19 protein-coding genes are annotated in these 25,298 nt (G+C 54.1%); 7 read left to right on the top strand and 12 right to left on the bottom strand.

Features of this window, described 5'->3' with window-relative positions; all coding sequences use genetic code 11:
• Positions 1–183 precede the first annotated feature (183 nt).
• Positions 184–1,101, top strand: a complete 918-nt coding sequence (gene murQ / locus Pan97_RS12890; protein WP_144973131.1) for an N-acetylmuramic acid 6-phosphate etherase — start codon at positions 184–186, stop codon at positions 1,099–1,101.
• Positions 1,095–2,099 carry a BadF/BadG/BcrA/BcrD ATPase family protein gene (locus Pan97_RS12895; RefSeq protein ID WP_144973133.1) on the top strand — a complete coding sequence of 335 codons (1,005 nt, stop codon included), beginning with the start codon at positions 1,095–1,097 and terminating at the stop codon, positions 2,097–2,099. The genes murQ and Pan97_RS12895 overlap by 7 nt, the downstream gene beginning before the upstream one ends.
• Positions 2,100–2,102: 3 nt before the next feature.
• Here Pan97_RS12895 and Pan97_RS12900 read toward each other — a convergent pair whose 3' ends face one another.
• Entirely contained in the window at positions 2,103–3,188 is a 1,086-nt protein-coding gene (locus tag Pan97_RS12900) for an anhydro-N-acetylmuramic acid kinase (protein ID WP_144973135.1), read from the bottom strand.
• Positions 3,189–3,412: 224 nt separating this feature from the next.
• Here Pan97_RS12900 and Pan97_RS12905 point away from each other — a divergent pair, with 224 nt between their 5' ends.
• On the top strand, positions 3,413–4,600 hold the full coding sequence (locus Pan97_RS12905) for an AraC family transcriptional regulator (protein WP_144973137.1): 1,188 nt from the start codon (positions 3,413–3,415) through the stop codon (positions 4,598–4,600).
• A 163-nt stretch (positions 4,601–4,763) separates the two neighbouring features.
• Positions 4,764–7,691, top strand: coding sequence for a DUF2339 domain-containing protein (locus Pan97_RS12910; protein WP_144973140.1), 2,928 nt, complete (start codon positions 4,764–4,766; stop codon positions 7,689–7,691).
• A 72-nt stretch (positions 7,692–7,763) separates the two neighbouring features.
• On the opposite strand, the gene Pan97_RS12915 is transcribed toward Pan97_RS12910, so the two are convergent.
• From Pan97_RS12915 to Pan97_RS12940, 6 genes are all read right to left on the bottom strand, one after another.
• A complete protein-coding gene (locus Pan97_RS12915; RefSeq protein WP_196782388.1) occupies positions 7,764–8,969 on the bottom strand; it encodes a DUF5690 family protein in 1,206 nt (401 codons plus the stop codon).
• A gap of 150 nt (positions 8,970–9,119) precedes the next feature.
• Positions 9,120–9,935, bottom strand: coding sequence for a phosphonoacetaldehyde hydrolase (gene phnX / locus Pan97_RS12920; protein ID WP_144973144.1), 816 nt, complete (start codon positions 9,933–9,935; stop codon positions 9,120–9,122).
• A 36-nt stretch (positions 9,936–9,971) separates the two neighbouring features.
• On the bottom strand, positions 9,972–11,150 hold the full coding sequence (locus tag Pan97_RS12925; protein ID WP_206668929.1) for a phosphonoacetaldehyde reductase: 1,179 nt from the start codon (positions 11,148–11,150) through the stop codon (positions 9,972–9,974).
• A gap of 85 nt (positions 11,151–11,235) precedes the next feature.
• A complete protein-coding gene (locus Pan97_RS12930) occupies positions 11,236–12,534 on the bottom strand; it encodes an alkaline phosphatase D family protein (protein WP_165698730.1) in 1,299 nt (432 codons plus the stop codon).
• Positions 12,535–12,793: 259 nt separating this feature from the next.
• Positions 12,794–13,357 carry a helix-turn-helix domain-containing protein gene (locus Pan97_RS12935; RefSeq protein ID WP_144973150.1) on the bottom strand — a complete coding sequence of 188 codons (564 nt, stop codon included), beginning with the start codon at positions 13,355–13,357 and terminating at the stop codon, positions 12,794–12,796.
• 82 nt (positions 13,358–13,439) lie between these two features.
• Positions 13,440–14,897: a sulfatase-like hydrolase/transferase gene (locus Pan97_RS12940; protein WP_144973152.1), complete on the bottom strand. Its 1,458-nt coding sequence runs from the start codon at positions 14,895–14,897 to the stop codon at positions 13,440–13,442.
• A 239-nt stretch (positions 14,898–15,136) separates the two neighbouring features.
• On the opposite strand from Pan97_RS12940, the gene Pan97_RS12945 reads away from it, so the two are divergent.
• Together Pan97_RS12945 and Pan97_RS12950 are read left to right on the top strand one after the other, a co-directional pair.
• The gene (locus Pan97_RS12945; RefSeq protein WP_144973154.1) at positions 15,137–18,850 is read left to right on the top strand and encodes a DUF1553 domain-containing protein; all 3,714 of its coding nucleotides are present in this window, start codon (positions 15,137–15,139) and stop codon (positions 18,848–18,850) included.
• A gap of 122 nt (positions 18,851–18,972) precedes the next feature.
• Positions 18,973–20,199 carry a DUF1501 domain-containing protein gene (locus Pan97_RS12950; protein ID WP_241676394.1) on the top strand — a complete coding sequence of 409 codons (1,227 nt, stop codon included), beginning with the start codon at positions 18,973–18,975 and terminating at the stop codon, positions 20,197–20,199.
• A 10-nt stretch (positions 20,200–20,209) separates the two neighbouring features.
• Here Pan97_RS12950 and dprA read toward each other — a convergent pair whose 3' ends face one another.
• From dprA to Pan97_RS12965, 3 genes are all read right to left on the bottom strand, one after another.
• On the bottom strand, positions 20,210–21,340 hold the full coding sequence (gene dprA, locus Pan97_RS12955; RefSeq protein ID WP_144973158.1) for a DNA-processing protein DprA: 1,131 nt from the start codon (positions 21,338–21,340) through the stop codon (positions 20,210–20,212).
• Between the two features lie 80 nt (positions 21,341–21,420).
• Positions 21,421–22,542 (bottom strand): 3-dehydroquinate synthase, encoded by a 1,122-nt coding sequence (gene aroB, locus Pan97_RS12960; protein ID WP_144973160.1) that lies wholly within the window; start codon positions 22,540–22,542, stop codon positions 21,421–21,423.
• A 29-nt stretch (positions 22,543–22,571) separates the two neighbouring features.
• On the bottom strand, positions 22,572–22,847 hold the full coding sequence (locus Pan97_RS12965) for a hypothetical protein (RefSeq protein WP_144973162.1): 276 nt from the start codon (positions 22,845–22,847) through the stop codon (positions 22,572–22,574).
• A 70-nt stretch (positions 22,848–22,917) separates the two neighbouring features.
• On the opposite strand from Pan97_RS12965, the gene Pan97_RS12970 reads away from it, so the two are divergent.
• Positions 22,918–23,418 carry a hypothetical protein gene (locus Pan97_RS12970; RefSeq protein ID WP_144973164.1) on the top strand — a complete coding sequence of 167 codons (501 nt, stop codon included), beginning with the start codon at positions 22,918–22,920 and terminating at the stop codon, positions 23,416–23,418.
• Between the two features lie 13 nt (positions 23,419–23,431).
• On the opposite strand, the gene Pan97_RS12975 is transcribed toward Pan97_RS12970, so the two are convergent.
• Positions 23,432–24,436, bottom strand: coding sequence for a rhomboid family intramembrane serine protease (locus Pan97_RS12975; RefSeq protein WP_144973166.1), 1,005 nt, complete (start codon positions 24,434–24,436; stop codon positions 23,432–23,434).
• Positions 24,437–24,448: 12 nt separating this feature from the next.
• Entirely contained in the window at positions 24,449–25,240 is a 792-nt protein-coding gene (gene nagB / locus Pan97_RS12980) for a glucosamine-6-phosphate deaminase (protein WP_144973168.1), read from the bottom strand.
• Positions 25,241–25,298 lie beyond the last annotated feature (58 nt).

Raw genomic sequence — 25,298 nt, forward strand, 5'->3', positions numbered from 1 at the left:
TGCGACGGACAATTTTCAGTCTAGCCGGAGTCGCCGCATTCGCTAGACGAACACGCGAATAATTATCTCGCATTTGCGCAGAGAAGCTATGCCGCCGAGGTATCCGGCTCTAAACTGAATCTCAAACTTCACTTGTCACTTCCCGTTTAGCTGTTCCGCCTACATTTTATTTGCTGTGCTATCATGCTCGATCATTTGACGACCGAAGCCAGTAATCCAGCTTCAGAAGACCTCGATGAGTTGTCCACTTTGGATCTGGTGAATCTGATTAACGGCCAGGATGCCGGCGTGGCTATCGCCGTAGGGCAGCAATCGGTTCAGATTGCCGCTGCCATCGACGCCATTTCCAGTCGGCTTTTAGAGTCGGGACGCCTGATCTATTTCGGAGCTGGAACATCGGGTCGGCTTGGCGTTTTGGACGCGGCCGACTGCCCACCTACATTCAGTTCTGATCCTAATAAGGTGATCGGTTTGATTGCCGGTGGACCATCTGCCATGACGACGGCCGTGGAAGGGGCGGAAGACAATCCAGAACTTGGAGCCAAAGATCTGCATGCCATCGGACTTTCCTCCAAGGACGTCGTCGTTGGGATCGCGACCAGCGGACGTACGCCGTACGTTATTGGTGGGCTGGATTATGCTCGTAAGTTGGGAACTTATGCCATCGGTCTGACTTGCAACGAAAACTCTGAACTGCAGTCGCATTGCGATTTGGTGATTGCCCCAGTCGTAGGCCCGGAAATCATCAGTGGCTCGACACGCATGAAGGCTGGCACTGCCACCAAGATGGTGCTCAACATGTTGAGCACTGGTGCCATGATTCGACAAGGGAAAACGTTCGGAAACCTGATGGTAGATCTCCGAGCGACGAACTCGAAGCTCCATGCGAGAGCGAAGCGAATCGTCAAGGCGGCCACGAAACTATCAGATGATGCCGCTTCTCGCCTACTTGTTGAATGCAGTGGCGAAGTGAAAACGGCTATCGTGGTTCATCAAACAGGAGAAACCGCGGAGCAAGCTCGTAAATTGTTGAGCGATGCCAACGGTCATCTCCGCCAGGCCATCATGCGATTCCCGGGGGAAAGCAACCGCAAATGTTGACCCCTGAGAATCTTGCGAGCAGCCTACCCTTAGGAGATCGATTCAACGGCGAGTTAGTCTTGGCTGTCGATAGTGGCGGAACAAAAACGTCGTGCACTTTGGCGCGCATCGGTGCTGATCGGCAATGGACGATCCTGGGTACAGGCGGTTCATCGGCTGGCAACCCGCGAGCGGTTGGCCTGGAAGCATCGGTCAAGGCGATTTGCCAGTCCGTCAAATCAGCCACGGCGGAAGCAGGCCTCGATAGCTTTCCCTGCCATCGTGCCGTTTTTGCGGTCGCCGGCACGCTTCATGAACCGATAAGACGCGATCTTTGCCGCCGATTGACGGAAATGGAACTAGCCGAAGAGTGCTTTGTCGTTCCTGACCTTATCCCACTCGTTGTTGGCTGTGGTTCTTCTATTTCGATCGGTTTAATTGCCGGAACTGGTTCGGTTGCCATTGGTCGAGATTCGTCCGGAAATTATGCGGTATCCGGTGGATGGGGGCCTTTGCTGGGCGACGACGGAAGTGGGTTCGCAATCGGGCGGGCCGCACTCCGTGTAACCTTGAGCAGTCTCGAGTCGGGTAAGAAGAATAGCGGATTGGTTCAGCAGGTGTGCGTTGCACTGGGGGCACGCTCGTCGCAGGAAATCAAAACAATGATTGCGGGTACATCTGACTTGCGCGAGTTGGTCGCGTCGCTCGCCCCGATTGTTTTGTCCGTGGCGAACCATGCGGATCCGCTGTGCGTCGCGATTACCAAAAGGGCCGCGGCTGACTTGGCCGAGATAATCCAATCACTTCAAGCACGAATGAAGATTCCGCCCGATGGGATGAACATAGCATTGTCAGGCGGAGTCTTGCAGGCCGATTCCCCGGTCACGCATCAACTAGCCAAAGAACTATCCACGCGAGGGTTCCAGGCAAAGTTGGATCGAATTGATGATCCGGTACTTCCCATCTTGAACATGCTTGCCCAACCGGAGTTGCCGCGACGACTCGAGATTCTTCCCTAGCCATTAAGGTGTTACGAAACCGCCAGTGGTTGGCTGGGAACAGCCTGTGGTTTCTGGAATGGTCAACGGAAGATTACGCAAACTGCGAACGGCCAGCCAGGCAAAACACTCGGCTTCCAGTGTGTCCGGACTGAGGTTTCGCTGATCAATCGTGCGTACCATTGGGAATCGCGAACGAAGGCTCTTCATGATCAGGGGATGATGCGCCCCTCCGCCAGTTACCCAAAGTATTCCCGACGGCCCTGGCATCGTGCTGATTGCTGCTTCCACGGCGCCGACCGTTACTGCACACAGTGTGGCGGCACCATCTTCGACGCTCAAACCGGAAACGTCGATGTGGTCGAACTCGAAGCGGTCTGCCGACTTCGGAAGTGGTCGCATGAAATAGGGTGCGGATAGAAATTCATCGACGAGCGTTTGCTGTACCTTGCCGCGACTGGCCAGTTGACCATCCATATCGTGGCTCAGTCCAGCCATTTCCTGGGCCCACTCGTCCAAGAGTCCGCAACCGGGGCCTGTATCCGCGGCGACGATCGATCCGTCAGTTCCAAGCCACGTAAGATTGGCAATCCCTCCAAGATTGAGGACTCCGACAGAATGCTTTTCATCGCGAAATAGGGCTTGATGAAAAAAAGAGGCCAGAGGGGCACCGCGGCCTCCACGGGCCATGTCGCGACGGCGAAAGTCCGAAACGACTTGTAGCCCGGTCTTTTCAGCCAGGAGCCATGGATTGCCCAACTGCATCGTCACTCCATCGCTCGGCAGATGTCTTACCGTGTGCCCGTGAAATCCGATCAGCATGGCAGCGTTCGCGATGGTTCCCAATTGCTGTTTGAGGACTTCAACGGCTTCGGCATGATGCAGTGTGATTTCTTGCTCCAATAAAAGCAGTTCGTCCAAGCGAACGTTGTGCTGGGAGGCTTCGAGAATGCGAGATCTCAGTTCTGCATCGTAAGGATGCCGCAGTCCTCCATGAAACTTGACGAAATCCTCGCCGTCGGTCGAGATGATCGCTGCATCGACACCCTTGGCCGAACTGCCACTCATGAGTCCAATTACGGTGCGACGATGATGCAGGCTTTCGCTCATGAGTACCTTAGGACGCTTGTGTTCCACCCTGACGCGGGGAGATTATTCGCCATGGCTATGTGGCTCGCGGTCCAGCTTACTACGCTGTCCATTTGAAGAAAGCCCCCGACAAACCGGCATTAGCAATTTGATAAATAATTATCGCTTCTGCGCAATTGCCATGGCCAAGAGAGTTAGAATAGAGGGAAGCTTTCGATAGCCACCGAGGGACTAGAAAACCGTTCATGACCAGCATCACAAAACCATCCGATGAAAAGCTTCTGGTCCAAGTCGTCGCCGTAATGGTCGAAACCGAAACGAGTTGGGGGCGTCGAATCATACGAGGTATCGCCCAATACTCCGATAAGAACGCCCTCTGGCACTTGCTTATCGATCCTCGTGACCACGAACAGCGCTCGTCCTTGCCGGATGGATGGCGCGGACATGGGGTGATCGCCCGGTTGTCTTCACGGCAGCAGATTGAACAGATCCAGCAGCGTAATATTCCTGCCGTAGACGTTGACGATATTGGACCCTCGATTCCCGAAATTGGTCGTGTTATCACCGACGAGTCAGCCCGCGCTGAATTGGCCATTGAACATTTATTAGCTAGGGGATTCACTCAGTTCGCTTACTTTGCCCCGCCAAGCCACCGCTATTCCAGCAACCGTGGCGATGCATTCCAACAGACGGTTGCTGCGCGCGGATACTCGTGTCATACGTACCGCCCAGGTTACCGGGCTGGGCGTAAGATCTCTTGGGGAGAACAGCAGCGCCGCGTCAACCGGTGGCTACTTTCACTACCGCGACCCATCGCTATTCTTGCTGTCGATGCCCATCACGCTCGACAATTAGCCGAGGTTTGTCACTTCTCAGGGATACGAGTACCGGATGACTTTGCGATCTTGGCAGGCGATTCAGATGATTTGCTGTGTGAGGTGTCGACACCACCACTTTCGGCCGTATCACTTGCCTGTGAGCGAATCGGATACGAGGCAGCCGCGATGCTTCATCAGATGATGGAAGGCAGGAAAGCACCGAGTGAGCCTGTGCTTATTCCCCCACACGGCGTCGCCAGCCGTCAATCGACCGATTTTCTGGCGATTGATGATCCGATGATCGTACGTGCCCTTCGGTTCATCCAAAACCATACGCAACGTGGGATTGGTGTGGATGATATTTTGCGGGAAGTCCCTCTCTCCCGCCGTAGCTTGGAAATTCAGTTCAAATCTTATCTAGGGCGGACTCCGGCCGAAGAGATTCGCCGCGTGCAGTTAGAGCGTGCCAAGGAGTTGCTTTTGAATCGCGACCTTTCCATCACCGAGGTGGCGTTAGGTTCCGGTTTCAGCAATGCCACTCGATTTGGAATTGCCTTTCGCAAGATATTCGGCACGACGCCACGCAACTATCGCAAGACGCTTCTCAGCGAGTAACGATCAACTAGCCAGGCAATGGCCTAAACCATGCCGAATAGCACGTATACTTAGGCGAAAGTGCAAATTCTTCAACCTGTTTTCCTGATCCTTTCGCGATGTTTCTAGCGGCGGATATTCCTTCGACGCGGAATTCTTTGCGCCTTTTATTGGAAAACAGCGTATGTCATCATCCGATCGTCAACAGGATCTACGTCTGGCAATCCAGTTTGCTATGCAGAATCTAAAGTACTGGAAGCTAGACGACAACGTTCAAGCGTTTTACGAAACATGGCTTCGCAGATTGGATGCCGAGGACGAACCATGTGAACACCTTGAACCACCCAGCCCAGATGAGCGCCCCAGAGGTGTGCGGCAACAACTTCGCTACCGCGCCTTTCTCGACCATGAATTGGATCGGCACGTACGCGAAGGGCGACTTTCAGAACAGCTGGTCGCTAACCTGCAAAAAGAGAATTGGAGAATCGAGAATGAACTCAGAGGGGAAGTCAATCCAGACGAACCGCACCAGAGAGAGAGCACGTCCGAGGATGCAGAATCCGGTGATGAGCCATCCAGCGATGACGGATCAACTGCTCACATCGATCAGCAACCTGCCATTTCGATCGCCGGTAACCTCCTTGAAGCCGTGTTGGATCCAAGAAGTCTTCAATACTTGATGATGCTTGGTTCGGCTTTGTTGGTCTTGGGCCTGGTGATCTGGCTTGCGACCCAGGGGTTCTTTGATGACCCGATGGTAATCGCCGTGTGTGCGGCAATCGTGAATTTGGCTGTTCTTGGGTTTGGTGCCTATCTGTTACGGTGCACGAGGTTCGAAACGGCCGGCCGAGGATTGACGCTTTTGGCTTGTCTCGTCATGCCGCTGCATCTTTGGTTTTATGACGCTCAGGGTTTGATAGTCCTGGATGAAGGAGGACACCTTTGGATCCCTGCCCTGGCGATCGCGGTACTCTATGCAGTTTGCGCAATCCTAGTGCGTGATTCCCTTTTCGCCTACGCGATGGTAGGCGGCATCACGCTTACCGGCCTGATGATCTTGGGAGATCAAAGCATTGCAAGATTTTGGGAAGGGGCAGCCGTTTCCTCGTTGTTGATAGCCATTGGTGCCGTAGCGATTCATGTCGAAAGAGCATTCGTTCCAGGAGATGGTCCATTCAACCGGGACGACTTTGGTAAGGCCTTTTACCGTGCCGGACATTGTGTCTTATTGGGTGGGCTCATCGTGCTTGTTAGTTGGGCTGTCAGTTCCTGGAGCTATGGAGGGATTCTATCTGATGTGTGGAACCTCTGGCGCAGTGGCCCATTGCCTTTCGATAAACCCTCGTTGGCGACCAGCTACAAGCTGAAGATTTTGGCAACAGGACTATCCCTGTCGGCGACGTACCTCTATGGCTACTCGTACTTTGTCGTGACAAGAAAGCCAATTTTGCTTGGCGGAGGTATCGCCACGTTTCTCTGGGCTGAAGTGATGCTGGTCGACGCGTTGCCGGTACCGGTGACGGAAGAACTCATCATGATGGTCTTGGCGGTTACAGCGATCTTCTTTCAAGCTTTTGCCTGGAGCATTCGCGGCATCGCGGAGAAAGATGGCGAGAAGCATCCGTCGATCAGCGCGTCTACCGTTATGCAGACGGTGGCGTGTCTGTTCTTACTGGCTCCTCTGGCGATGGGAATCGCCGGATACCTTCGTAGCAGCTTCTACGTGTTTTCTGCTTATGAAATAACACCATTGTTTACCGCAGCATTGGCGGCAACGGCAGCATCGGGCTGGATAGGGTATTGGTTGACCCAAAACCGTCAAAACTATTTGAACGCAATCTATGCCGTAAGCTCTTGCGCTGCCGTGTTGCTGGCCTCGTTTGGTGGTCTGGCCCTACTACAGTGGGAAGCTTGGGACCTGGCGGGCCCCTTGTTAATGATGGTCCCTTTGGGCTATTTGCTTATTTCCACTCGATACGCCAATCAAAGCAGGACCCACCTACAGTTAGCAGCTGTATGTGGAACATGTCTTCTAACCGTCGCCGTCTTGGTATTGGCCTATGGCCTGTCGATTCGGAGAATCGAGCCACTCACGGGTCACGCCAGCGAGATGATGCTTGCGGCGTTTCTTTTGGAAGTCAGCCTCTTCTTTGGGATGTATTCGATCTCATCGAAACAGTCAGCTGGAAACTTTCTCGCGTTGTTGGCCGGAAGTGCGGCGGTCGTGCAGTTCGAGCACTACTTAGGTACGTCGTACGAATTCGGACTGTTCACTTTTGGCTTGATTGGTCTGGTCGTGTTGTTCGTCGATCGTCTTTTCGAGTTGGAGAATTCGGAATCATCGAATGGGAATCGTTCATTCGGTCTCAGTGGACAGTTGCTTTTGAGCATTGCTGGGATGGGCAGTGTGTTGCTGGCTCTCAACCGTCTCATGATGGTCGGCTTTCATGATGGGACGCTGGTACTCTTGCTGGGAATGATTGTCTCGTCACTATTGGCAGCATTGATTGTCGTTCCCCGAATGGTAAGCCGTTGGTACGTGGCCCTGGCCATCTTGCAGGGGGGCGCTGCTTTGTTACTGGTCGCGTTTGGATTGAAGCTCGAGCCGTGGCAGAAACTGGAGATCCTATTGGCGGTCCTGGGAGTGGTTATCCTTATTGCTTCCCATATAGGGTGGGTACAGGAAGGGGAACGCCAGGATGATTGGGTCACCCTGGGGCTTGTTGTCGGGAGCCTGCTCTTTGCCGTCCCCATGTTGACCGGTCTTCTCGGCCAACGGCTAGACTTTTACAGCGAAACAACCCGCTGGGGGCTTGTGCACGAGATTGGAGCGATCGTCGTTGGCCTGAGCCTGTTAGGGACGGGCATTCTGTTCCGAATACGCTCGACAACCATCGTCGGGGCGATTGCGATGCTGTTATACCTTGGCACACTCGTGGTCTATGTTCACCTGCCTGAACGCTTACAAAGCGTGGCAGTCTACATGATGATTGGCGGCGGGATATTCTTTATCGTCTCGATGCTACTCAGCATATTTCGTGACTATCTTTTGGCCATGCCAGAAAGGTTTCGCAATCGAAGAGGCCTGTTCCGTGTCCTGACTTGGCGATAAAAAGCCTGACATGGCGTGTGCTAGAAATACTCCCGGTTTGGTTGATAACGAAATAGGGAGCAACGTGGCGAACTAAACTCGCTCGGCGACGGCAGAGGCCGTTGCCGGCTGCCGGCCATGGTTGGCGAAGTAGAGTGAAGCAATAAAAAGTGCCAGAAGAGATGCCGCCAGGGCGATCCAGCAGACCGTTGTGAAAAAGTCGAGGAAGTTCTCACGACCGGCAAATAAATTGCGTGAGAACATGATCACGACATATCCTAAATAGCCGAATGCGTCTGCAAGATACATCAGAAAACCAAGGTTTCCCCGCTCACGAGTCATCGCCAACAGACGTTCGAAGACCGTCGTGTGAATCGCGACGTACGGTAAATAAAGGCCAAAGCCGATCAGCACCATGAATTGGAACGCACCCATCGATTGGGTTTGTTGCCCGATCAATGCGACGGCCACGATGACAAATCCAAGGGCACAAATTCCCAGGGAAAGGAAGAAGGCCAGCCGGTTATTGCGAACGTAAATCGAAAGACCGTTTACGAACATCACACCCATGGCAACCCACATTTCCGAGCGTGTGAAAATCGATGGCGCCGCTTGTTGTCCCAGATCGCCCCAAAGCTCAGCAGCGAAATCCGCCCGGATGCTACGGATGATCGTGATTAGAAGATAGATGCCTACCAAAACCGATAGCCCTAACGCATAACGGCTAAACAATGACCAGCGATCATGCGGCGTCATCGTTTCGCGGGCCGATCTGGCAGCAATATCTTGTTCGCTGGGGGCTGGAATCCTGGTAAGCATTCCGACGCATACGCAAAGCGGGAGTAGAAAAATCAGCCCTGCGGTAAACGGCATCCAGTCTTCCCGTACGCCGTTGGCTAGTAACCATGCTCCGACCGACTTGGTGACGCCGTCAGCGAGGATGAAACTAGTACAAAGTCCAGCTACCAAGGCTTCCGTGAGTCGGCGTCCTTCCAGAAAACCAAGTACCAAACCAAACACCATGCCCAGGCACAGTCCGTTAAAGAACAGCCCAATGGCATTCCAAGGACGGGGCAGGATGCCGAACAATGCGAGCGCGGCTTCGGCAAAAAGAATGAGCCCAAGCAGAGCGATGGCGCGACGCTTCGGAGGCATTTCGGAAATGATCTTGATACCAATGAACTTCGACAGCATGTAGCCCAGGACTTGGATCGAAACGACGATCGTCTTAAAGTCGATACTGCCGACCATCGTTCCGTCATACTCAGCGACCGTAAAGGGCTTGCGAAAGCCATACATGCAAAAGTACGTTCCGAATGCTGCGAAGACGGCCCAAAATGCCCAGAAAGACTCTGATCTCTTCGAGCGTTGATCCGGTAGACTTGCGGGACTCATGGGCTAGGAGTGTCGGGGTAAAAGGAATTGGATTAGCAAGTTGAATTGGAGATTTTACGGACACTCGCCGCTGGCGAGCCGTTGATTGATCTGGCGTACGACACGCGGGAGATCTTCGATCGAAGCAATCGTGAAATGGCTACCGGCGTTTTGGAACATCGAAGCGGTCGCATCAAGTCGTTTAGACTTTGAATCGGTATCTAGTTGGCAGTAGCTGTCAAAGCTCAGGCCTGTGATGCTGCTACTGTCGCAGATACCGACCGTCCAGCATCCGGCATTTCGGCCTGCTTCAATATCCGCTACGGTATCACCGACTTTGACGACCGACTGCGGAGGGAAAACATTCAGCTTCTGCATAATGTGGTAAATCATCCAGGGAGCCGGTCGGCCGTTGGGTACATCGTCGGCACAGACGTTGGCGTCGGGGACAAAGCCCTGCTCGTTCGCTGCCAGAGAAACTAAATCAGCGGCTGCTCGGAAGTAACCCGTAGTGCTGCCGATTTTGATATCTTCCGCACGTAAGTTGCGGATGACTTCAAGCAGCTGCGGTACCAATTGGCTGTTTTGCTTGATCGCTTCTAATTGATAGGGAACAAATTGATCGTACATCTGCGAGACATCGGCATCGGTCCAGGAGGTCCCTTTGCCGTCGTGCCAGCGCTTTGAGATTCCATCGGTACTGAGCATCGCCATGAGATGCTCTCGCTTGTTAAGCCCCATCGGCCGACGAGCCTCTTCATCCGAAACGTGAACGCCATGAGCCGCGAACACCTTGGCAAAGGCAGTCGCCGGAGCACACGAACCGAAGTCGATCGTCGTGCCTGCCCAATCGAAAACGACAAGTTGAATCTTGCTGAGTGGTAGAGTCATGGGAGCTTAAGTGTATAGTTCGCGATGAATATCGTGTTAGCCGGCCGTGGCTTTGGGCGGTATGGTTGGACGGCGGCTTCCAGCGCCAATCGTGGATCTACCCTGAAGGAGTGAGAACAACTCTTCCTGACTGGCCATTCGAGGATTGTTAGAAAGTCGCGCGGCGTTGACGCGGCTAGCCAGTACACGCAGGCTTTCCTCGGTACGGATTCCGGCCGAGGCGAGCGTTGGGTTGCAGCCGAGCGAGCTAACGAATGCTTCGATCTGTTGGCATGCTTGTTCTACCGAAGCGGCTCTCAAGATGTCGAGAATGAGCGATAGCCGCTGCCGAACATGAGCGGTCCCTCGCCGATCCGCGCAATCGGAGGTCGATATTCCGAAGTTGTAAGCGAGGACACTGCTTAAAGTCGTGGCGACGGCTGCCCCATGGGGAATGCCATAGTCCGCCGTTAACGCGTAGGAAATAGCATGAGGAAGCGTCGTCTTGCTGATGTTGATCGCCTTTCCCGCGAGATGCGAAGCGAGGCTCATTGCATGTCGAGCTTCCGGGGTCGGGGCATTCGTTGCCGTGGGTAAATGCTCGAATGCGAGGGTCGCGGCCGATGTGGCATAAGCGACCGATTCGTCGGTCGCACCCACTGCCCAGATCGATTCGATTGCCTGACAAAACGCGTCCAGGCCTGTCGCTGCGGTCATTCGCGGAGGAACGCTATAGGTCAATTCCGGATCGACCACGGCGACGCAGGGGAGCAGACATGGATCGGCAACTGAGTATTTTTGACCATCAACGTAAACGACGGCGAAATGAGTTGATTCGCTTCCCGTACCGGCTGTCGTTGGGACCGCGACCAATGGCAACGTACCCTGTGAGAGTGCCAGGCCGTTTACAGCAATATTACGGGGGCTCTCGGCATGCCGTGCCATCGATGCAATCATCTTCGCAAGGTCGATCGCGGTACCCCCTCCCAACGCGATCACCAGGTCCGGATCGGCATCGCGACACCTGGCAACACCGAGCTCGACGTCTTCAATCTTGGGATTAGGTTCGAAACCACTAAACAGCGTTATGGCATCGGGCGGAAGAAACTGCCGCAATTGAGTGGCAGCACCCGAAAGGTTGTAAGCAACTTCGTCGACAACCAGAAACGTACGAATTGCACGAAACTGCTCAAAGATCCGGGGAATCTCTGCGAGAGAACCTTCGGATAGATACACAGTCTGTTTTTTTCCAAAGTGCGGCAAAACTCTAGGCCTTTAGTGTTCGAAGTCCGTTTCGTATCTCTGAGTGTTCTAAATCGACTTAACTGGTTGACAATTCATCAGCCGTGAGAGAAACATCCCACATGGGACGTCCTTTCATTTGCACCCATTCCGCATGAAGTCGGGGAGGCGATTGGGTACCGTCGGCTTCCAGTCGAAGCCAGACGTGGGGAACGGCTTCACCGCGAATCAGATTTGGATGAGGCACATTGAGCTTGGGAATGGTGCTATCGTGAATGGGCGACACGATAAACTGATGAATCGCATAACCGACCGTCTTCTCTGTGTCGTACTTCAAGTGCCGCGAGCAGTGGATATCGCCCCCGATTAACACGACCCCCGATATTTTATTGTCACCAATGAACTCAAATAAGCCATCTCGCTCGTGGGTGTAGGAACCCCAGTCATCCGATTCGGTGTTCTCTTTGTCATCCCAGATCATGCCGCATGCAATCAGCTTGAAAGGTGCACTGGAAGCCAACAATGCCTCCTTGAGCCACTCCCACTGCTGTTTGCCCAATAGTGTTGGCTGACTCGGATCGACAGGCGATTTTTCGGTTCTGGCAAACCACCGTGTATCCAGCAGGAAGACTTCGATGGGGCCATAACGGAACTTCGTATAAATTCCGGATTGGTCATGACCGAAGTCTTGGTTTGCTCGATACTCTACGAACGCTCGACGTGTATTCTCTTTCCCTTTCAGACGTCCATCGGAATCATTGCGTCCGAAATCGTGGTCGTCCCAAGTTCCCCAGGTTGGCGTATGGCTAATCAAGGATGCCAATTGAGGGACCTGAAGAAATTCGCGATGCCGCTCTCGAGCGACCCTTAATTGGGTGGAGTCGATATAGGGAGTGTCACCCAAGAGCACTAAGCCCTGGGCACCACGCTGCTCCATCTGGGTCCATAGTTCCAGAGGTTTGTTCGGTGCACATGATCCGAATGCCAAGCAAACGCTGCTGTCTTGCGAGGGCTCAGGGGCTGTTTCAAAGTAGTATTCTTCCCCTGAAATGAGCTGCCCGTTTGGGCCCGAAATCTTATATTGGTATCTGTTACCAGGCTGCATTCCAGCGGCATACCACACTAGGCAATGGTCGTTCTCGGGCTTGGCTTCGGCGTGAATGACACGTTCTTCGGTTCCGTCATCTTTCAAGACGTGTAACGCGTAATTGCCCGGCACACCGGGAAGAAACCAAATGTTGGCATCAACATGGGAAACGTGACCTACCATCGGTCCGGTAAACTTAGCAGGAACTTGGTCACTGCCTTCCGCGGAACTGGCTAGGAGGGACGCGGCCGATATGGCAATCATCGAGCGCCGGTCCAGATTGTGAGCCATGTTTCGCTTCGCTCCCATCGGTAAGCGTTTCCTCAACGTTAGTTTTTCGAGAAATGTGACCACGAGTCAATATTCGTGCTGTGCAAAATCATTCTGCCGGAAAGTTGCCTGGTAGTCAACAAATGTGTTGTGAATTCGCTGTTAAGATTAACGTTCTGGAAGTCGCTGTGTAGAGTTAGCGAGCGTATCAAAACAGGAGCGCAGCGACATAAGTGGCAAAGCAGTCGCGAATTCGGAAAGACAACGCCGCGGGAAAGATTTAGGTTTGCGGCGATTGGAAAACGCAGAGCACAACGGCTTGTTTCTTGTAAGAGTTCACAAGCCGATGCGGCACACTGGCATCGAAATAAAGGCTATCGCCCGACTGAAGTTTGAAGACATCGCCGTCGTACTCGAAGTCGACATTGCCTGCCTGGACTAATAGAAACTCCTCACCCAGGTGGGGCAAAGCCTCTTCACGGGCAACTCCCGGAGGGATTGTGATCATGAATGGGTCCATCGATCGCGATTTGCGGCGGTGGGCCAGTGACTCATAGACCGAGGTGTTCGCTTCCGACTGGTCCCGTTCAACGACTTTTCGCTCGTTTTTCCGTACCATCGTGAGCGAGGGCTTCTCATCGAGCCCTTCTACCAGTTTGGACGTTGGAACCCCCAATGCCTTGGCAATTTCGGCCAAAGCTGGCAGCGACGGCGTGACGCGAAAGTTTTCGACCTTCGATAGCCAACTGCGCGTAAGCCCAGTGCGCGATGCTACTTCCTCCAACGTTAACCGTTGGTCGATGCGGAGAGATCGGATTCGTTCGGCAAGTTCAACGAGGTTCATCGCGGTATTATATTCGACCTTTAGATCGACACAACATGTCTAGTGGCTTGACTTTCCAGCTGTGTGAAGTCTTTGTTTGTACTCAAAAGAGGGGCTCGGCCATCTCCTGATTTAGCTCGTGCCATTTCCTTAATAGGTCCTCCATCCGCTGCCGCTGATCCTGGCTATTCGAGAGATCAATTGTCTCTGAGGGATCGTCCTCGAGGTCGAACAATTGCCACTTACTGGTGGTATCGTGTCCATTCGGGGCAACAATTTTCCAGCGGCCTTCCCGTAGAGCCGCCCTTTTGCCTTGTCGCCAGTAAAGAGTTCGTTTGCTACCTAATTCTGGGTTGCCGATAACCTTCGCAATATCAATGCCGTCTAACTCATATGGTGACTTGGTGCCGATCAAACCCGTCAGCGCGGGAAAAAGATCGAGTGAACTGACAACAGCGTCCGATACCGATCCACCCTGGAGTTGTCCTGGCCAACGAATCAAGAAAGGAACACGAATACCACCTTCGTACATGCTTCCTTTGCCGTCTCGCAGTGGAACATTGCTGGCGGTCGTTTCTTTGGTTGGTCCGCCGTTATCACTGAAGAATACGACCAATGTGCTGTCGCTTTGCCCTGTTTCTTCAAGGGATTGCAGGATTTGTCCGACACTGCGGTCTAAATCATAAAGCATCGCAAGGAAGATGCGGCGGTGAATGTCGTTTTCCTCCTTAAAAAGTGTTAGCGTCTCGTTCTTGGCTTGGAGCGGACTGTGCACCGCGTTGTAGGCGACATACAGAAACCAGGGGCTTGAGCGGTAACGCTCGATAAACGAGGTCGCCTCGCGGGTGATCGCATCGGTGAAGTAAGCGTTTTCGACAACCGGCTGTCCTTCGCGAAGTATCGGGTTGTTCGCATCGTAATCGGGTTCGTCATGCCCCATATGAGATGAGTAGATCAGATTCTTCGAGACCTGGTAGCGATCAATGTGACCAAGCGGAAGCCCTTTTCGGCGGATCCAAGTAGTCGTCTCGTTCCACGGGCTGGGCACGAAATAATGGCCCTCATGAAGAAAGCCGAAGAATTCGTCGAAACCATGACGCTGCGGATGATAGTCCGCGGCACCGCCGAGATGCCACTTGCCTACCAGACCGTTTGTATAGCCAGCATCGTGCAGGTACTCCGCCATGGTTTGTTGTTTGCTTGGTAAACCTGTCTGCGAGTCTTCATTGCGGGCACCAATTGGGTTGAATTCGTAGCCAAATCGCAGTGGAATTCTTCCAGTGAGAAACCCGGCCCGCGAAGGGCTGCAATTTGGCGCAGTCACATAAGCCTGGGTGCAGCGTACTGCCGTCTGACTGAAAGCATCAATTCTTGGCGTTTTGACGGACGCATTTCCTTGACAGCCTAACTCGGCATAGCCTAGGTCATCGGCTACCAGAAGCAATACATTGGGCGGCTTTGGCGAATCTGGTGATAGCGCGGACGCTGGTGAGCTAATAGTACTGAATAGGAGGCAGCCAAGGCCGATCACAGCATATTTGCAATTGGGGGAAGTTCTCATGATTTGGTCAGGAAATCGGGAATCAATGAAGGGAGTTGGGAGGCCAATCTTTGGCAATTTTCGATGAGGGGAGTCGATCTAGCTTAGCCAAGAAACCTTGACGAAAGCAAAAAATCTATGGATATTTAAGGTTCCTTCCTTTCGCTTCCATTGGAAGTCTTTTTCCCTCCTTGTAGTTTGGTGATTCGCCAAACGCCTTCCCTTGATCGCGTTTTGGCTCTTCTCGATAGGTATTGCTGATGAGATCGCTTCGCTGCCATCTACTCATCCTAGCTTTTGGGTTCGTTGGCATTTACGCAACGGCGCACGCATCTGAGCCCGTCGTTTTATGGGACTTTGGCGCGGAAGAGGAAACACCGCTCATCGCGCACGGGGGCGTCCATCGTGATGTTCCAGGCCCCCGTCCTCCTTCGTATCCCGATTTTGAAGATACCAATACGGCGGTCAAGTTTGATGGTCGAGGAGCCTACTTTTCCTACGACGACCCTGGACATCTCAGTCCGTTCGATTTCACTAACGGCGACTCAATCACCATCGAAGCTTGGGTGAATGCTCGAGATCTGAAAGATAATGAGAACCTGTACATCATGGGGAAAGGTCGTACCGGTAACCCCGAGTTCGCTCCGGACAATCAGAATTGGGCCCTGCGGCTGAGAGGAGTCAAAGGGACGGCACGCGTCAGCTTTTTGTTCGCGACCCCGGGCAACGGCTCGGGGTCACACTGGCATCGATGGACCACAAGCGATGGCTTCATCGCGCGCACAGGCTGGCATCACGTGGCCGTCACATACGAGTTTGGTAAGCCTGAGAGTGTCCAAGGGTGGGTTGACGGCAAACAGTTGCCAGGTGCGTGGGATATGGGGGGGCCGACCACAGTGGCTCCTGTCGTGGATGATGATAGCGTCTGGATAGGGTCGGCGCTAAAAGGAAGTGCTTCGAATTCGTTTCGCGGATATCTCGATGCAGTCGCACTTCATCGCGTGGCCCTTGATGCGGATACGCTGAAGAAGCGATTTCACCGAGTAGGCGAAGCGCCAAAGCCAGAACCTGCGCCAGAATCAATGCCGAAACTGGGCGATCTTCCTGCCGATCGTGTGACGGTCACTTTCCACGAAGGCATGCCGTCTCACACGCGATGGCTCGATTTCGATGAGGATTATCCCGTAGAAGTCACCCGTTGGGAAACATCCGAGTTCCTTACACCACGACTTCCGCTGCGGTATGACAGCTGGGGAATTCGAGATAGCTGGAATGCCCCAGTGCTGGTGAGAATGGCGGCGGATGTAAACTTGCCTGAAGGGGAACAGACTTTCCTGCTGCGTGCACGAGGTCTAAGCCGGTTGTGGGTCGATGGGAAGCTTGTCGCCAAGAAGGGGGCTCTTCAAGGATCGCCTAGTGGCGAGGAACCCATCACCCCGGTTGCCGATCCACCTCTTCCAGGTCATCGGATCAAGCAGCACCGCCTTCACGAAGAGACAGGCATTTTTAGAACAACTAAACAAGGAACGCATCGCGTCGTCGCCGAGACGATGGCCGGTGGTAAGAAGTTCCGTGCCGAGCCAGGCGAATTCACGGTCGCGCTGCTTACGCCCGACGGAAAGCAGTATCAAGTACTCGGTCCTGCCGAAAGTCCGGACGCTCCACTCCCTTTGACGGACGAAGCGTTCGAGGGGGCACTTCAGCGCATCGAAAGCTCGTTAGCTTCGCACGACGACCGTAACCGACGCGCGGCAGCCAAGTCACGCAATTCCTTTTGGGAAAACCGTCATCGATTGGCCAGGCAGTGGGTCGAAGCTAATCCAGGCCCTGCCATTCCTCGGCAATCGGCCACGACCAATCCGATCGACACATTCCTTGCCAGTCGAATTGAACAAGCCAAAGCGGCCACCCAAGGAACTTCACCCGAAGAAGCTAAGCAATTCCATTCGGAAGTTCTTCCCATCTTGCGAAGTGAGTGCTTTCGTTGTCACAGCGAGAAGGACTCAGGCGGTCTCCAGTTAAACTCGCGGGAAATGGCGGTTGGTGGAGGCTACTCCGGACCGGCAATTGTGCCTGGAGATGCCACGGCCAGCGAAATGATGACGCGTATTCGGCACGAGGATGCCGACATGCGGATGCCGCCCACGGGCAAATCGCTTTCTGCGCAGCAAATCAAGACCTTGGAAACTTGGATCAATGACGGCGCGAAATGGCCTGAGTTGCCGCTATCGGCAGAAGAAACGGAGCTCGCGCCGATTGTGGGCGATGCCAAGTTTATTCGCCGAGCCTATCTCGATACGGTTGGCATTATTCCCACCGAGGATGAGGTACGTGCCTTCCTGCAAGACAATTCGCCGGACAAAAGAGCCAAGTTGGTCGATCGTCTTCTCGATGATCCGCGCTGGGCAGATCACTGGGTGAGCTACTGGCAAGATGTCCTGGCCGAGAACCCCACCCTGATCAATGCGACGCTCAACGCCAGTGGCCCATTTCGCTGGTTCCTGCATGATGCACTGCGAGATGATAAATCGCTCGACCGAATGGTTACTGAATTGATGATGATGCGAGGTAGCCCCGAAGATGGCGGTAGCGCTGGTTTCGCGAAAGCCGCCCAGAATGATTCTCCGTTTGCCGCAAAGGGGCACATCGTGGCCAATGCGTTCCTGGGAATTGAACTTCAGTGTGCGCGTTGTCATGACTCCCCTTATCACAGCACGACGCAAGAGGACCTCTACTCAATTGCGGCCATGTTCGCTAGGAAATCTCTTTCGGTTCCCAAATCAAGTTCGGTCCCAGTCGCGTTCTTCGACAGTCAGGATCGCGAACCACTGATTGAAGTCACACTCAAACCGGGTCAGGCAGTTCAACCGCAGTGGCCGTTTTCGGACGAAACAGGCATTGAAGATAGCGATGCTCTCGCCGCTTATCTCGAGAACGAAAAAGATAGCCGCGAGCGATTAACGGCGCTGGTCACAGCCCCTGAAAACGAACGTTTTGCCGAGGTCTCGGTCAATCGAATTTGGCGAAGACTCGTCGGCGCGGGGATCGTGGAGCCACCACATGACTGGGAAGGGACGAAGCCGAGTCATCCCGAACTTCTGAAGTGGTTGGCCCGTGACTTTGTCGCCAATGGGTACAGCGTCAAGCACACCACGCGACTGATCATGAATTCGGATCTCTACCAGCGCGAAGCGGCTGGAAATCAACAGGATGCCGATTCGACTCGACGACTATTCAATGCTCCGCAGCGTCGCCGGATGACGGCCGAGCAGATTGTCGACTCGTTTTATGGTGCGGCTGGAAAGGAAATCGATGTCGAGATGCTGACGCTTGACCCTGACGGACGTCGACCTGCCAGCAATCGAAACAATTTAGGGTGCGTCGAACGTGCCTGGATGCTGGCGAGTATTTCCAACGAACGTGACCGACCAAGTTTGACCCTTCCTCGTGTTTCGGTCATCGATGACGTGATGGTCGCTTTCGGTTGGTCCGCCGAGCGTCAGATTCCACGTACCGATCGCGAAACCGAACCGAATGTGCTTCAGCCTGCCGTCATCGCCAATGGAACCATGACGGTATGGCTTACCAGGGCATCTCACGAGAGCCCCCTGGCCGACTTGGCCGTTGAAGCAAAGTCTCCGGAACGACTGGTCGATTCGGTGTTCTTGCGGTTTCTTAGTCGAATGCCAAGTGAACAGGAACGTGCGTTGTTCGCCGATGTCCTTCGTGATGGCTTTGAAGAACGGCTTGTTCCGAAAGATCAGGTCAAAGAACCGGAACCACTTGAACGACTTCCCCAAGTAACTTGGTCAAATCATTTACGTTCCGACGCAAATACCATTCAGCAAGAGCATGCACGCCGAGCGCGAGTTGGGCCACCTGCTGATCCACGACTTCAGCCCAAATGGCGCGAGGTGTATGAAGACATGGTGTGGAGCGTCGTGAATTTGCGAGAATTCGTCTGGATACCCTAGCAGTTGGCGATATCCCCGAACCCATTAAAACCACCGGCAACAAGCGGATTACGATGAGTAACTTCAACTCAAATTCTGGCGTTAATCGGCGACAATTTCTTGCTGCTTCCGCGGCAACAGCAATGGCGAGCTCAGTTGCTGGCGCCATGCCCATGGGTAGCCGGATCAGCGGTCAGGCCGAGCATGTCATCTCCATTTGGCTGGGGGGTGGCATGGGGCAGATCGATACGTTTGACCCAAAGGCCAAGGGGGACCCGAAGGCCCGGAAACCAGGCGCATATTACGATGCTATTCCAACCTGCGTTAACGACGTTCAGGTCTGCGAGCATCTCTCGAAGCTGGCACCAATCATGGATCGTGTTACCGCGGTTCGTACGGTCAACCACGCCGTAATCGACGAACACGCCGCAGCGACGAACTGGATGCATGTGGGAAGACCTGTCAGTGGAACGGTGGTTTATCCATCGCTTGGGTCAATCGTCGCGCATGAACGCGGAGCGGCATCCGACGACGTGCCAGCCTACGTTCTCATTGGTTACCCCAACGCGACCCGTGGGCCAGGTTTTCTGGGAGCACAGCATAGTTACCTTTATTTGACGGAAACCGGCCGCGGACCGGCAGGTTTGTCACCACCGTTGGGGGTCGACCGCGCGCGTCAGAAGCGGCGGGAAAGCTTTCTGACAAAACTTCGCAGCTTGCAGCCGGAAACGCGAGAGGCTGTCTTGAAGGATTACGAGGCGACCATCGACCTCAGTCTAAAACTAAGTGGTCCTGAGTTCATGAGCAGCTTCGACCTTGAGCAAGAAGCGGCCGACTTACGCGAGGGATACGGTGGCGAGTTCGGACAGCGATGTCTATTGGCCCGGCGTCTGGTCGAACGGGGCGTTCGTTTCATCGAAGTCTCGCACAACCTCAACTTTTTGAATGGTGCTGGTTGGGACGTTCACAATGGCGGCATTCTTGAACAGCATAGGCTGATTCAGGAACTCGACACGGCGATGGCGGCGCTGATCCTCGACCTTGAACAGCGTAAGATGCTCGACAAGACGCTCATCGTCGTCACTACCGAGTTTGGCCGTCCGCCGGAATTCGATAGTGGTGGTGGCCGCGGTCACCAAGGTTCGGCGTTCACGTGTGTGCTGGCTGGTGGAGGGCTGAAGCATTCCGGGGCCTATGGTCAGACGGACGAACTCGCGAAGAAGATCGTCAGCGACCCAGTCTCGGTTCCTGACTTTTTCGCGACAATTCACGCCGCGATGGGCATTGACTACGCCAAGTCGCTTTACGATGGCGACCGACCTGTGCCGATCACCGATGGCGGCCAGCCGATCAAGGCCTTGTTCGCTTAACATGATGGGCTCAGGCGATACGCTGCACGGTCGTACCGTTGGTTCGCACGATGAGTCGTTTCATTTCTAAGATGCTGAGCGTCGACAGCACGCGGTGTACCGGTAACTTCGACCGTGCGACGAGTGCGTCCAGCGACATCGGAGTCAGATCGATATGCTGAAGGACTAGTTGTTCCTGATCGTTCAACTGGAGTTCTGCTGGCTGGAGAACCGTCTTCTGCTCAGAGACTTGCAGCGGCTTACGTAGCGGACCAAGTTGCTCGATAACATCGTCGACCGACTGTACCAGCGTGGCTCCATCCCGGATCAGGTTATTCACGCCCCGGGCCACCGGGTTGTCGATTTGGCCTGGTACGGCGAAGACTTCCCGGTTTTGCTCCATCGCCATGCGGGCTGAAATTAAGGCGCCACTTCGCGCTGCAGCTTCAATAATCACTACCCCCAGGCTCATCCCTGTGATCAACCGGTTTCGCTGTGGGAACGCTCCTGCGATGGGGCTCACTAAGGGCGCTGACTCACTGACGAGCGCCCCGCTTTCGGCGACCTCCTTGGCTAGGTCTTCGTGTTCCGGTGGATAGATCTTCGAGACACCTCCGCCCAGAAATGCAATCGTTCGGCCACCGGCCTTGATCGCCCCGCGATGAGCGGCCCCATCGATGCCGCGGGCCAGTCCACTAACGATGGTAAAGCCTGCTTTGGCCAATTCATAGCCGAAACGCTCGGCCTGTTTCTTGCCATAGTGCGTCGCATGCCGTGTTCCCACAATCGCCACCGCCAACTCGTCGCAGGGGAGGATCTCTCCCTTGACAAACAACAAGGTGGGCGGATCAGCGATCTCGCGCAGCAGTTCTGGGAAGCCCTCACAGGAACGCGTCAGAATTTGGATGTCGAAATCATGACAATGATCAAGCTCACGTTGTACGTCCAGATTGCTGGCGGAGACGATCGTTTTGGCAACTTTGGGCCCAATGCCCTGCACTGCTTGAAGTTGGCTTGACGTTGCCGAGAGCGCAGCGGATAGCGACCCAAAATAGGTCTGAAGTGCCTGAACTTTCGCCGGGCCAATTCCCGAACTCAGTGCCAGGCGTAATGCGGCGATAAACTCGGGGTCTTTTAGCGTATTGTCGTCGACGGAACTCATTCGAGCAGCACCTTGAGGATGGCATTCAAGTCCGCCATTATAGGGGGTGCTGCTTGGGTGTCGAGGATATATTCGACCAACTAACTCGCGTATCCGTCGGTCCAGGCCTGCATGGCGACATCTTGCGGAACATCAGGCGTGAGCACGACTTTGCCAATGCAATGCGGGACGATGAATCGCAGCTTGCCGTGTTCTACCTTTTTGTCGCGTTGCATTGCAGAAAGGATGGCTGCTTCGTCCAGCTTGGGAACGTCTACAGGTAGTCCTAAGGCAGTCAGAAGCTTGTGTTGACGCTCCGTTGCCTCGGGAGCGAACACACCAAGTTTTTCCCCTAGCCGAGACGCACATAACATCCCGACTGCGACGGCTTCGCCGTGGAGGTACTCGCCGTAGCCGGATACGGTTTCCAAGGCATGACAGTAAGTGTGTCCGTAGTTGAGGATCGCACGCAGGCCCGTGGTCTCGCGCTCGTCTTCAGCGACAACTTGAGCTTTCAGTTCACAGCTTCGCGCGACGATCTTCTGCAGTACGGTCGCATCTCGATCAAGGATCGGCTGAACATTGGCTTCGAGATACTCGAAAAACTCTGGATCGAGTATCACACCGTACTTTACGACTTCGGCTAGGCCAGATAAATATTCGCGTTTCGGAAGCGTTTCTAACACCGCAGTATCGATCAGAACGCCTCGGGGCTGCCAGAAACATCCCACGATATTCTTCGCTGCTGGCAAGTTGATGCCGACTTTACCGCCAACGCTGCTGTCAACCTGAGCGAGTAGCGTGGTTGGAATCTGAAAGAAGTCGAGGCCCCGCGTCATCGTGGCCGCAATGAAGCCTGCCAGGTCACCGATCACACCGCCTCCCAGGGCCACCACACTGGACTTTCTATCAACGCGATCTGCCAGCGCCTTTTCCCACAACTCTTGGGAAGTTGCCACTGACTTGCTGGGCTCGCCAGCGGGGACAACTAGCTTGGTGACACGGATACCTTCCGATTTCAGGCTCTCGCTCACCGGTTCGAGATAGTGCCTGGCAACATGGTCGTCACTGATCAGAACCGCATGAGTTACGCTCCGCAATGAAGTAATCCAGCGACCCACCTCTGCCAAGTTGCCTGTTCCGATGGAGATGTCGTAAGAACGCTCGGACAGAGGAACATGAACGGTCTGCGACGCGAAGCGGGTAGAATCTGTGGGGGTCATTGGAATCTTAGGGATTATCGTGGACTTGATTAGGTGTTCGCTTCCAGCCGAGACACGTCTTGTTGCGTAACGGTAATCTGGCGGCAGAAGCCTGTGTGCAGGCGAACGTACTCCAGATGACCGCAAGCCGCGGCATTGGCATGAAGCTGCCGAGCGATCATCCCCCGCTTTTCCACGGGAACATCGGCTAACTCTTCCGGCCAGATCGTCTTTTCCTCGACAATCAACGATTCGCGGTAGGGGTCGAATTTGTCCGGCAACAGACTATCCTTTGAGAGTCTCGGCAGGCTACTAGGGTTCGCCATCACGACGATCCAATCCCTTTCGAGTATAAATCAGCTGAGCTTGGCCGAACATTCCCGATAGGAGATCTCGTTGTCATCTTCCCTTAAGATTAGGTTTTATCGGCCCGGCTTCAGTTCGGGTAAGCTGGTCGTCGCTGCCATGATATTGATCGCGGCAATCTTGGCCGGGATTACGGTTTGGCATCATTGGTCGAAGGGATATGCCTCGATTGCCTACTGGGGAGCAACCAATGGCGAAAACATACGCTATGCCCCGGTCGTCCATCTGAAGACTAGTGGTAAGACGTTCGATATCTCCCAGGCTCGCGGCTTGGTTCATTTTCGCCAGGCATTGATTGAAGATGCCAGTTTTATAGGAACCACTTCCCAGGAAGCTACACAGCCTGAGTGGACGCACGAAGTGGTCTTTTCGTGGCCGGAAAAGAGTGAGTCGACCATCGTCCAGTTCGACCTTGCGAAAGGATTGCTGTCTCTGCCAGATCAACCCAGTATTTTAGTCGCTAAGCCAGAGCCAACACTCAGTGGACTCAATACATTCTTCGCCGATGTGACCTCGGCGTTAGATCAGTAGCAATATTAATATTCTACCGGCGAGTCATTGCTTGGACGTAACCCACCAACATGCCGGCAACCAAGCCGCCTGTGTGGGCCAGGTTAGCGACACCGCCCATCAGGCCAAACCAGCAGAGGAAGAACCAGATCATTAACATAATGATCGACGACTGGTTGATCATGATGCCGAAGGTCGGGTCGTGATTGGAACGCATCCAGAGATAGCCGAACAACCCGTAAACGACGCCGGAGTAGCCCAGGAAGTTAACACCACCGTAGAAACGCTCGAATTGAACCAAGTCGCCGCCATACAACTGGATGTACATCGGGATCAACCCTTGGGCCAGATTCCCAGCGAGTGCTAATCCGAGGTTCAACAGCAGGAACTGAAAACTCCCCATCCTACGTTCCAGAATTGGTCCCAGCATGAAAAGCATGTACATGTTGAAACCAACATGCAAAATGGCCATGCTTCCAGTGCGGGCGTGAAGAAATGCCGGGGTAATTAGTCGCCATACTTGTCCTCGTTCGATCGTGCGAAGCGAGTTGGGTTCCGGCGAAATCCCGTAGGCTTGCAAGTCTTGTGGGGAAAGAAAGCTGAGCGCTCCGTAGATCTGATCACCCAAACCAGGGTCTTTCAGTGAAAAGTTGGATGCGAACATTCCAGCAAGTGCGATCACGATGCAAATGATCATGATGCCCTTGGTGACTGGTGCTCCGGAAAGTCCTCCACCCAAGGCGACCGAACGGTGCTTCACTTCATGGACGTTTCTGCGACGCTCCCTTTCGCGAAGCTGCTCCATCTTGCGGATGCCAGCGGCTTCTTCGCCGGCGGAACGATAGCGACTATCGTCCGGATTCGAGCGAAACGCTTCTAGTTCGGTACGTGCCTGGTCGACCTGGTTTTCTTCGTGAATCCAGATCATCCAGTCTCCCTGCGAGTTCGCATCGGCTTTGGAATGGATGCCTTGCGTCAACAAATAGTCGACGAAGCGAGCAGCATGGGTTTCGGAAGAGAGCTTACCGATTTGGCGCATGACATTCTGTGGTTATTTGACTTCTCCGGATTGAAGCCGCCGATGCGCCTCCTCTACCTCATCGTAGTAGGAACGCCGCTGCAATTGCGAGGCCGATTCTTCGTCGAGAATCACAACCACGTCCCGATGGAACTGCAATGCACTGCCGGTGACTTGTGCCGTAACCGGTCCTTCGACCGTCGCGGCGATTGCTTCGGCTTTTTCCTTGCCGAAAGCGAGAAGAATACACTTCTTCGATTCCAGGATGGTACCTACTCCCATCGTGATGGCCAAGCGAGGTACGTCTTCTTCGGTTCCGAAAAACCGGGCATTGTCCCGAATGGTTTCCGGCGCCAACGTCTTCAAACGTGTACGACTCCCCAGCGAGGAACCAGGCTCATTGAACGCGATATGGCCGTCGCGGCCAATCCCCAAGATCTGCAAGTCGATGCCGCCCGCCTCGTCGATCATAGCTTCGTATTGAGATCCGTAAGTCTCGTAGTCGAGTGCCCGGCCGTCAGGCACGTGCGTATTTCGAATGTCGATATTGATGTGACGGAATAGGTTTTCCGTCATGAAGTGACGGTAGCTTTGCGGGTGAGTTGGGGGCAGGCCAACGTATTCATCCAAGTTAAAAGAGGTAACTCGCGAAAAATCGAGTCCTTCTCCCTGGTGCATGCGGATCAGCTCCTGGTAGAGCTTCAGCGGGGTCCCGCCGGTCGCTAAACCCAGGATAGCACGGGGTTTCTTGCGAACGAGTTGGGCAACAATCGCGGCGGCACGTTGACTTCCATGTTCGGCCGAAGATTCGATGATGACACGCACAGGGCGTTTCCTCTAACTTCTTAAAGGGGCTTAGCAGTAGGATGCTATCAAGATCTCG

It is taken from the genome of Bremerella volcania (assembly GCF_007748115.1).
In the GTDB taxonomy this organism is placed as follows: Bacteria; Planctomycetota; Planctomycetia; order Pirellulales; family Pirellulaceae; genus Bremerella; species Bremerella volcania.

Bases quoted from the DNA above. Each gene is read 5' to 3' on its own strand.
- Pan97_RS12945 (WP_144973154.1), top strand. From the start codon at position 15,137: ATGAGATCGCTTCGCTGCCATCTACTCATCCTAGCTTTTGGGTTCGTT.
- Pan97_RS12930 (WP_165698730.1), bottom strand. From the start codon at position 12,534: ATGGCTCACAATCTGGACCGGCGCTCGATGATTGCCATATCGGCCGCG.
- phnX (WP_144973144.1), bottom strand. From the start codon at position 9,935: ATGACTCTACCACTCAGCAAGATTCAACTTGTCGTTTTCGATTGGGCA.
- Pan97_RS12910 (WP_144973140.1), top strand. From the start codon at position 4,764: ATGTCATCATCCGATCGTCAACAGGATCTACGTCTGGCAATCCAGTTT.
- Pan97_RS12900 (WP_144973135.1), bottom strand. From the start codon at position 3,188: ATGAGCGAAAGCCTGCATCATCGTCGCACCGTAATTGGACTCATGAGT.
- Pan97_RS12975 (WP_144973166.1), bottom strand. From the start codon at position 24,436: ATGCGCCAAATCGGTAAGCTCTCTTCCGAAACCCATGCTGCTCGCTTC.
- Pan97_RS12935 (WP_144973150.1), bottom strand. From the start codon at position 13,357: ATGAACCTCGTTGAACTTGCCGAACGAATCCGATCTCTCCGCATCGAC.
- Pan97_RS12940 (WP_144973152.1), bottom strand. From the start codon at position 14,897: ATGAGAACTTCCCCCAATTGCAAATATGCTGTGATCGGCCTTGGCTGC.
- Pan97_RS12905 (WP_144973137.1), top strand. From the start codon at position 3,413: ATGACCAGCATCACAAAACCATCCGATGAAAAGCTTCTGGTCCAAGTC.
- Pan97_RS12950 (WP_241676394.1), top strand. From the start codon at position 18,973: ATGGCGAGCTCAGTTGCTGGCGCCATGCCCATGGGTAGCCGGATCAGC.
- dprA (WP_144973158.1), bottom strand. From the start codon at position 21,340: ATGAGTTCCGTCGACGACAATACGCTAAAAGACCCCGAGTTTATCGCC.
- aroB (WP_144973160.1), bottom strand. From the start codon at position 22,542: ATGACCCCCACAGATTCTACCCGCTTCGCGTCGCAGACCGTTCATGTT.
- Pan97_RS12915 (WP_196782388.1), bottom strand. From the start codon at position 8,969: ATGTATGGCTTTCGCAAGCCCTTTACGGTCGCTGAGTATGACGGAACG.
- Pan97_RS12895 (WP_144973133.1), top strand. From the start codon at position 1,095: ATGTTGACCCCTGAGAATCTTGCGAGCAGCCTACCCTTAGGAGATCGA.
- murQ (WP_144973131.1), top strand. From the start codon at position 184: ATGCTCGATCATTTGACGACCGAAGCCAGTAATCCAGCTTCAGAAGAC.
- Pan97_RS12965 (WP_144973162.1), bottom strand. From the start codon at position 22,847: ATGGCGAACCCTAGTAGCCTGCCGAGACTCTCAAAGGATAGTCTGTTG.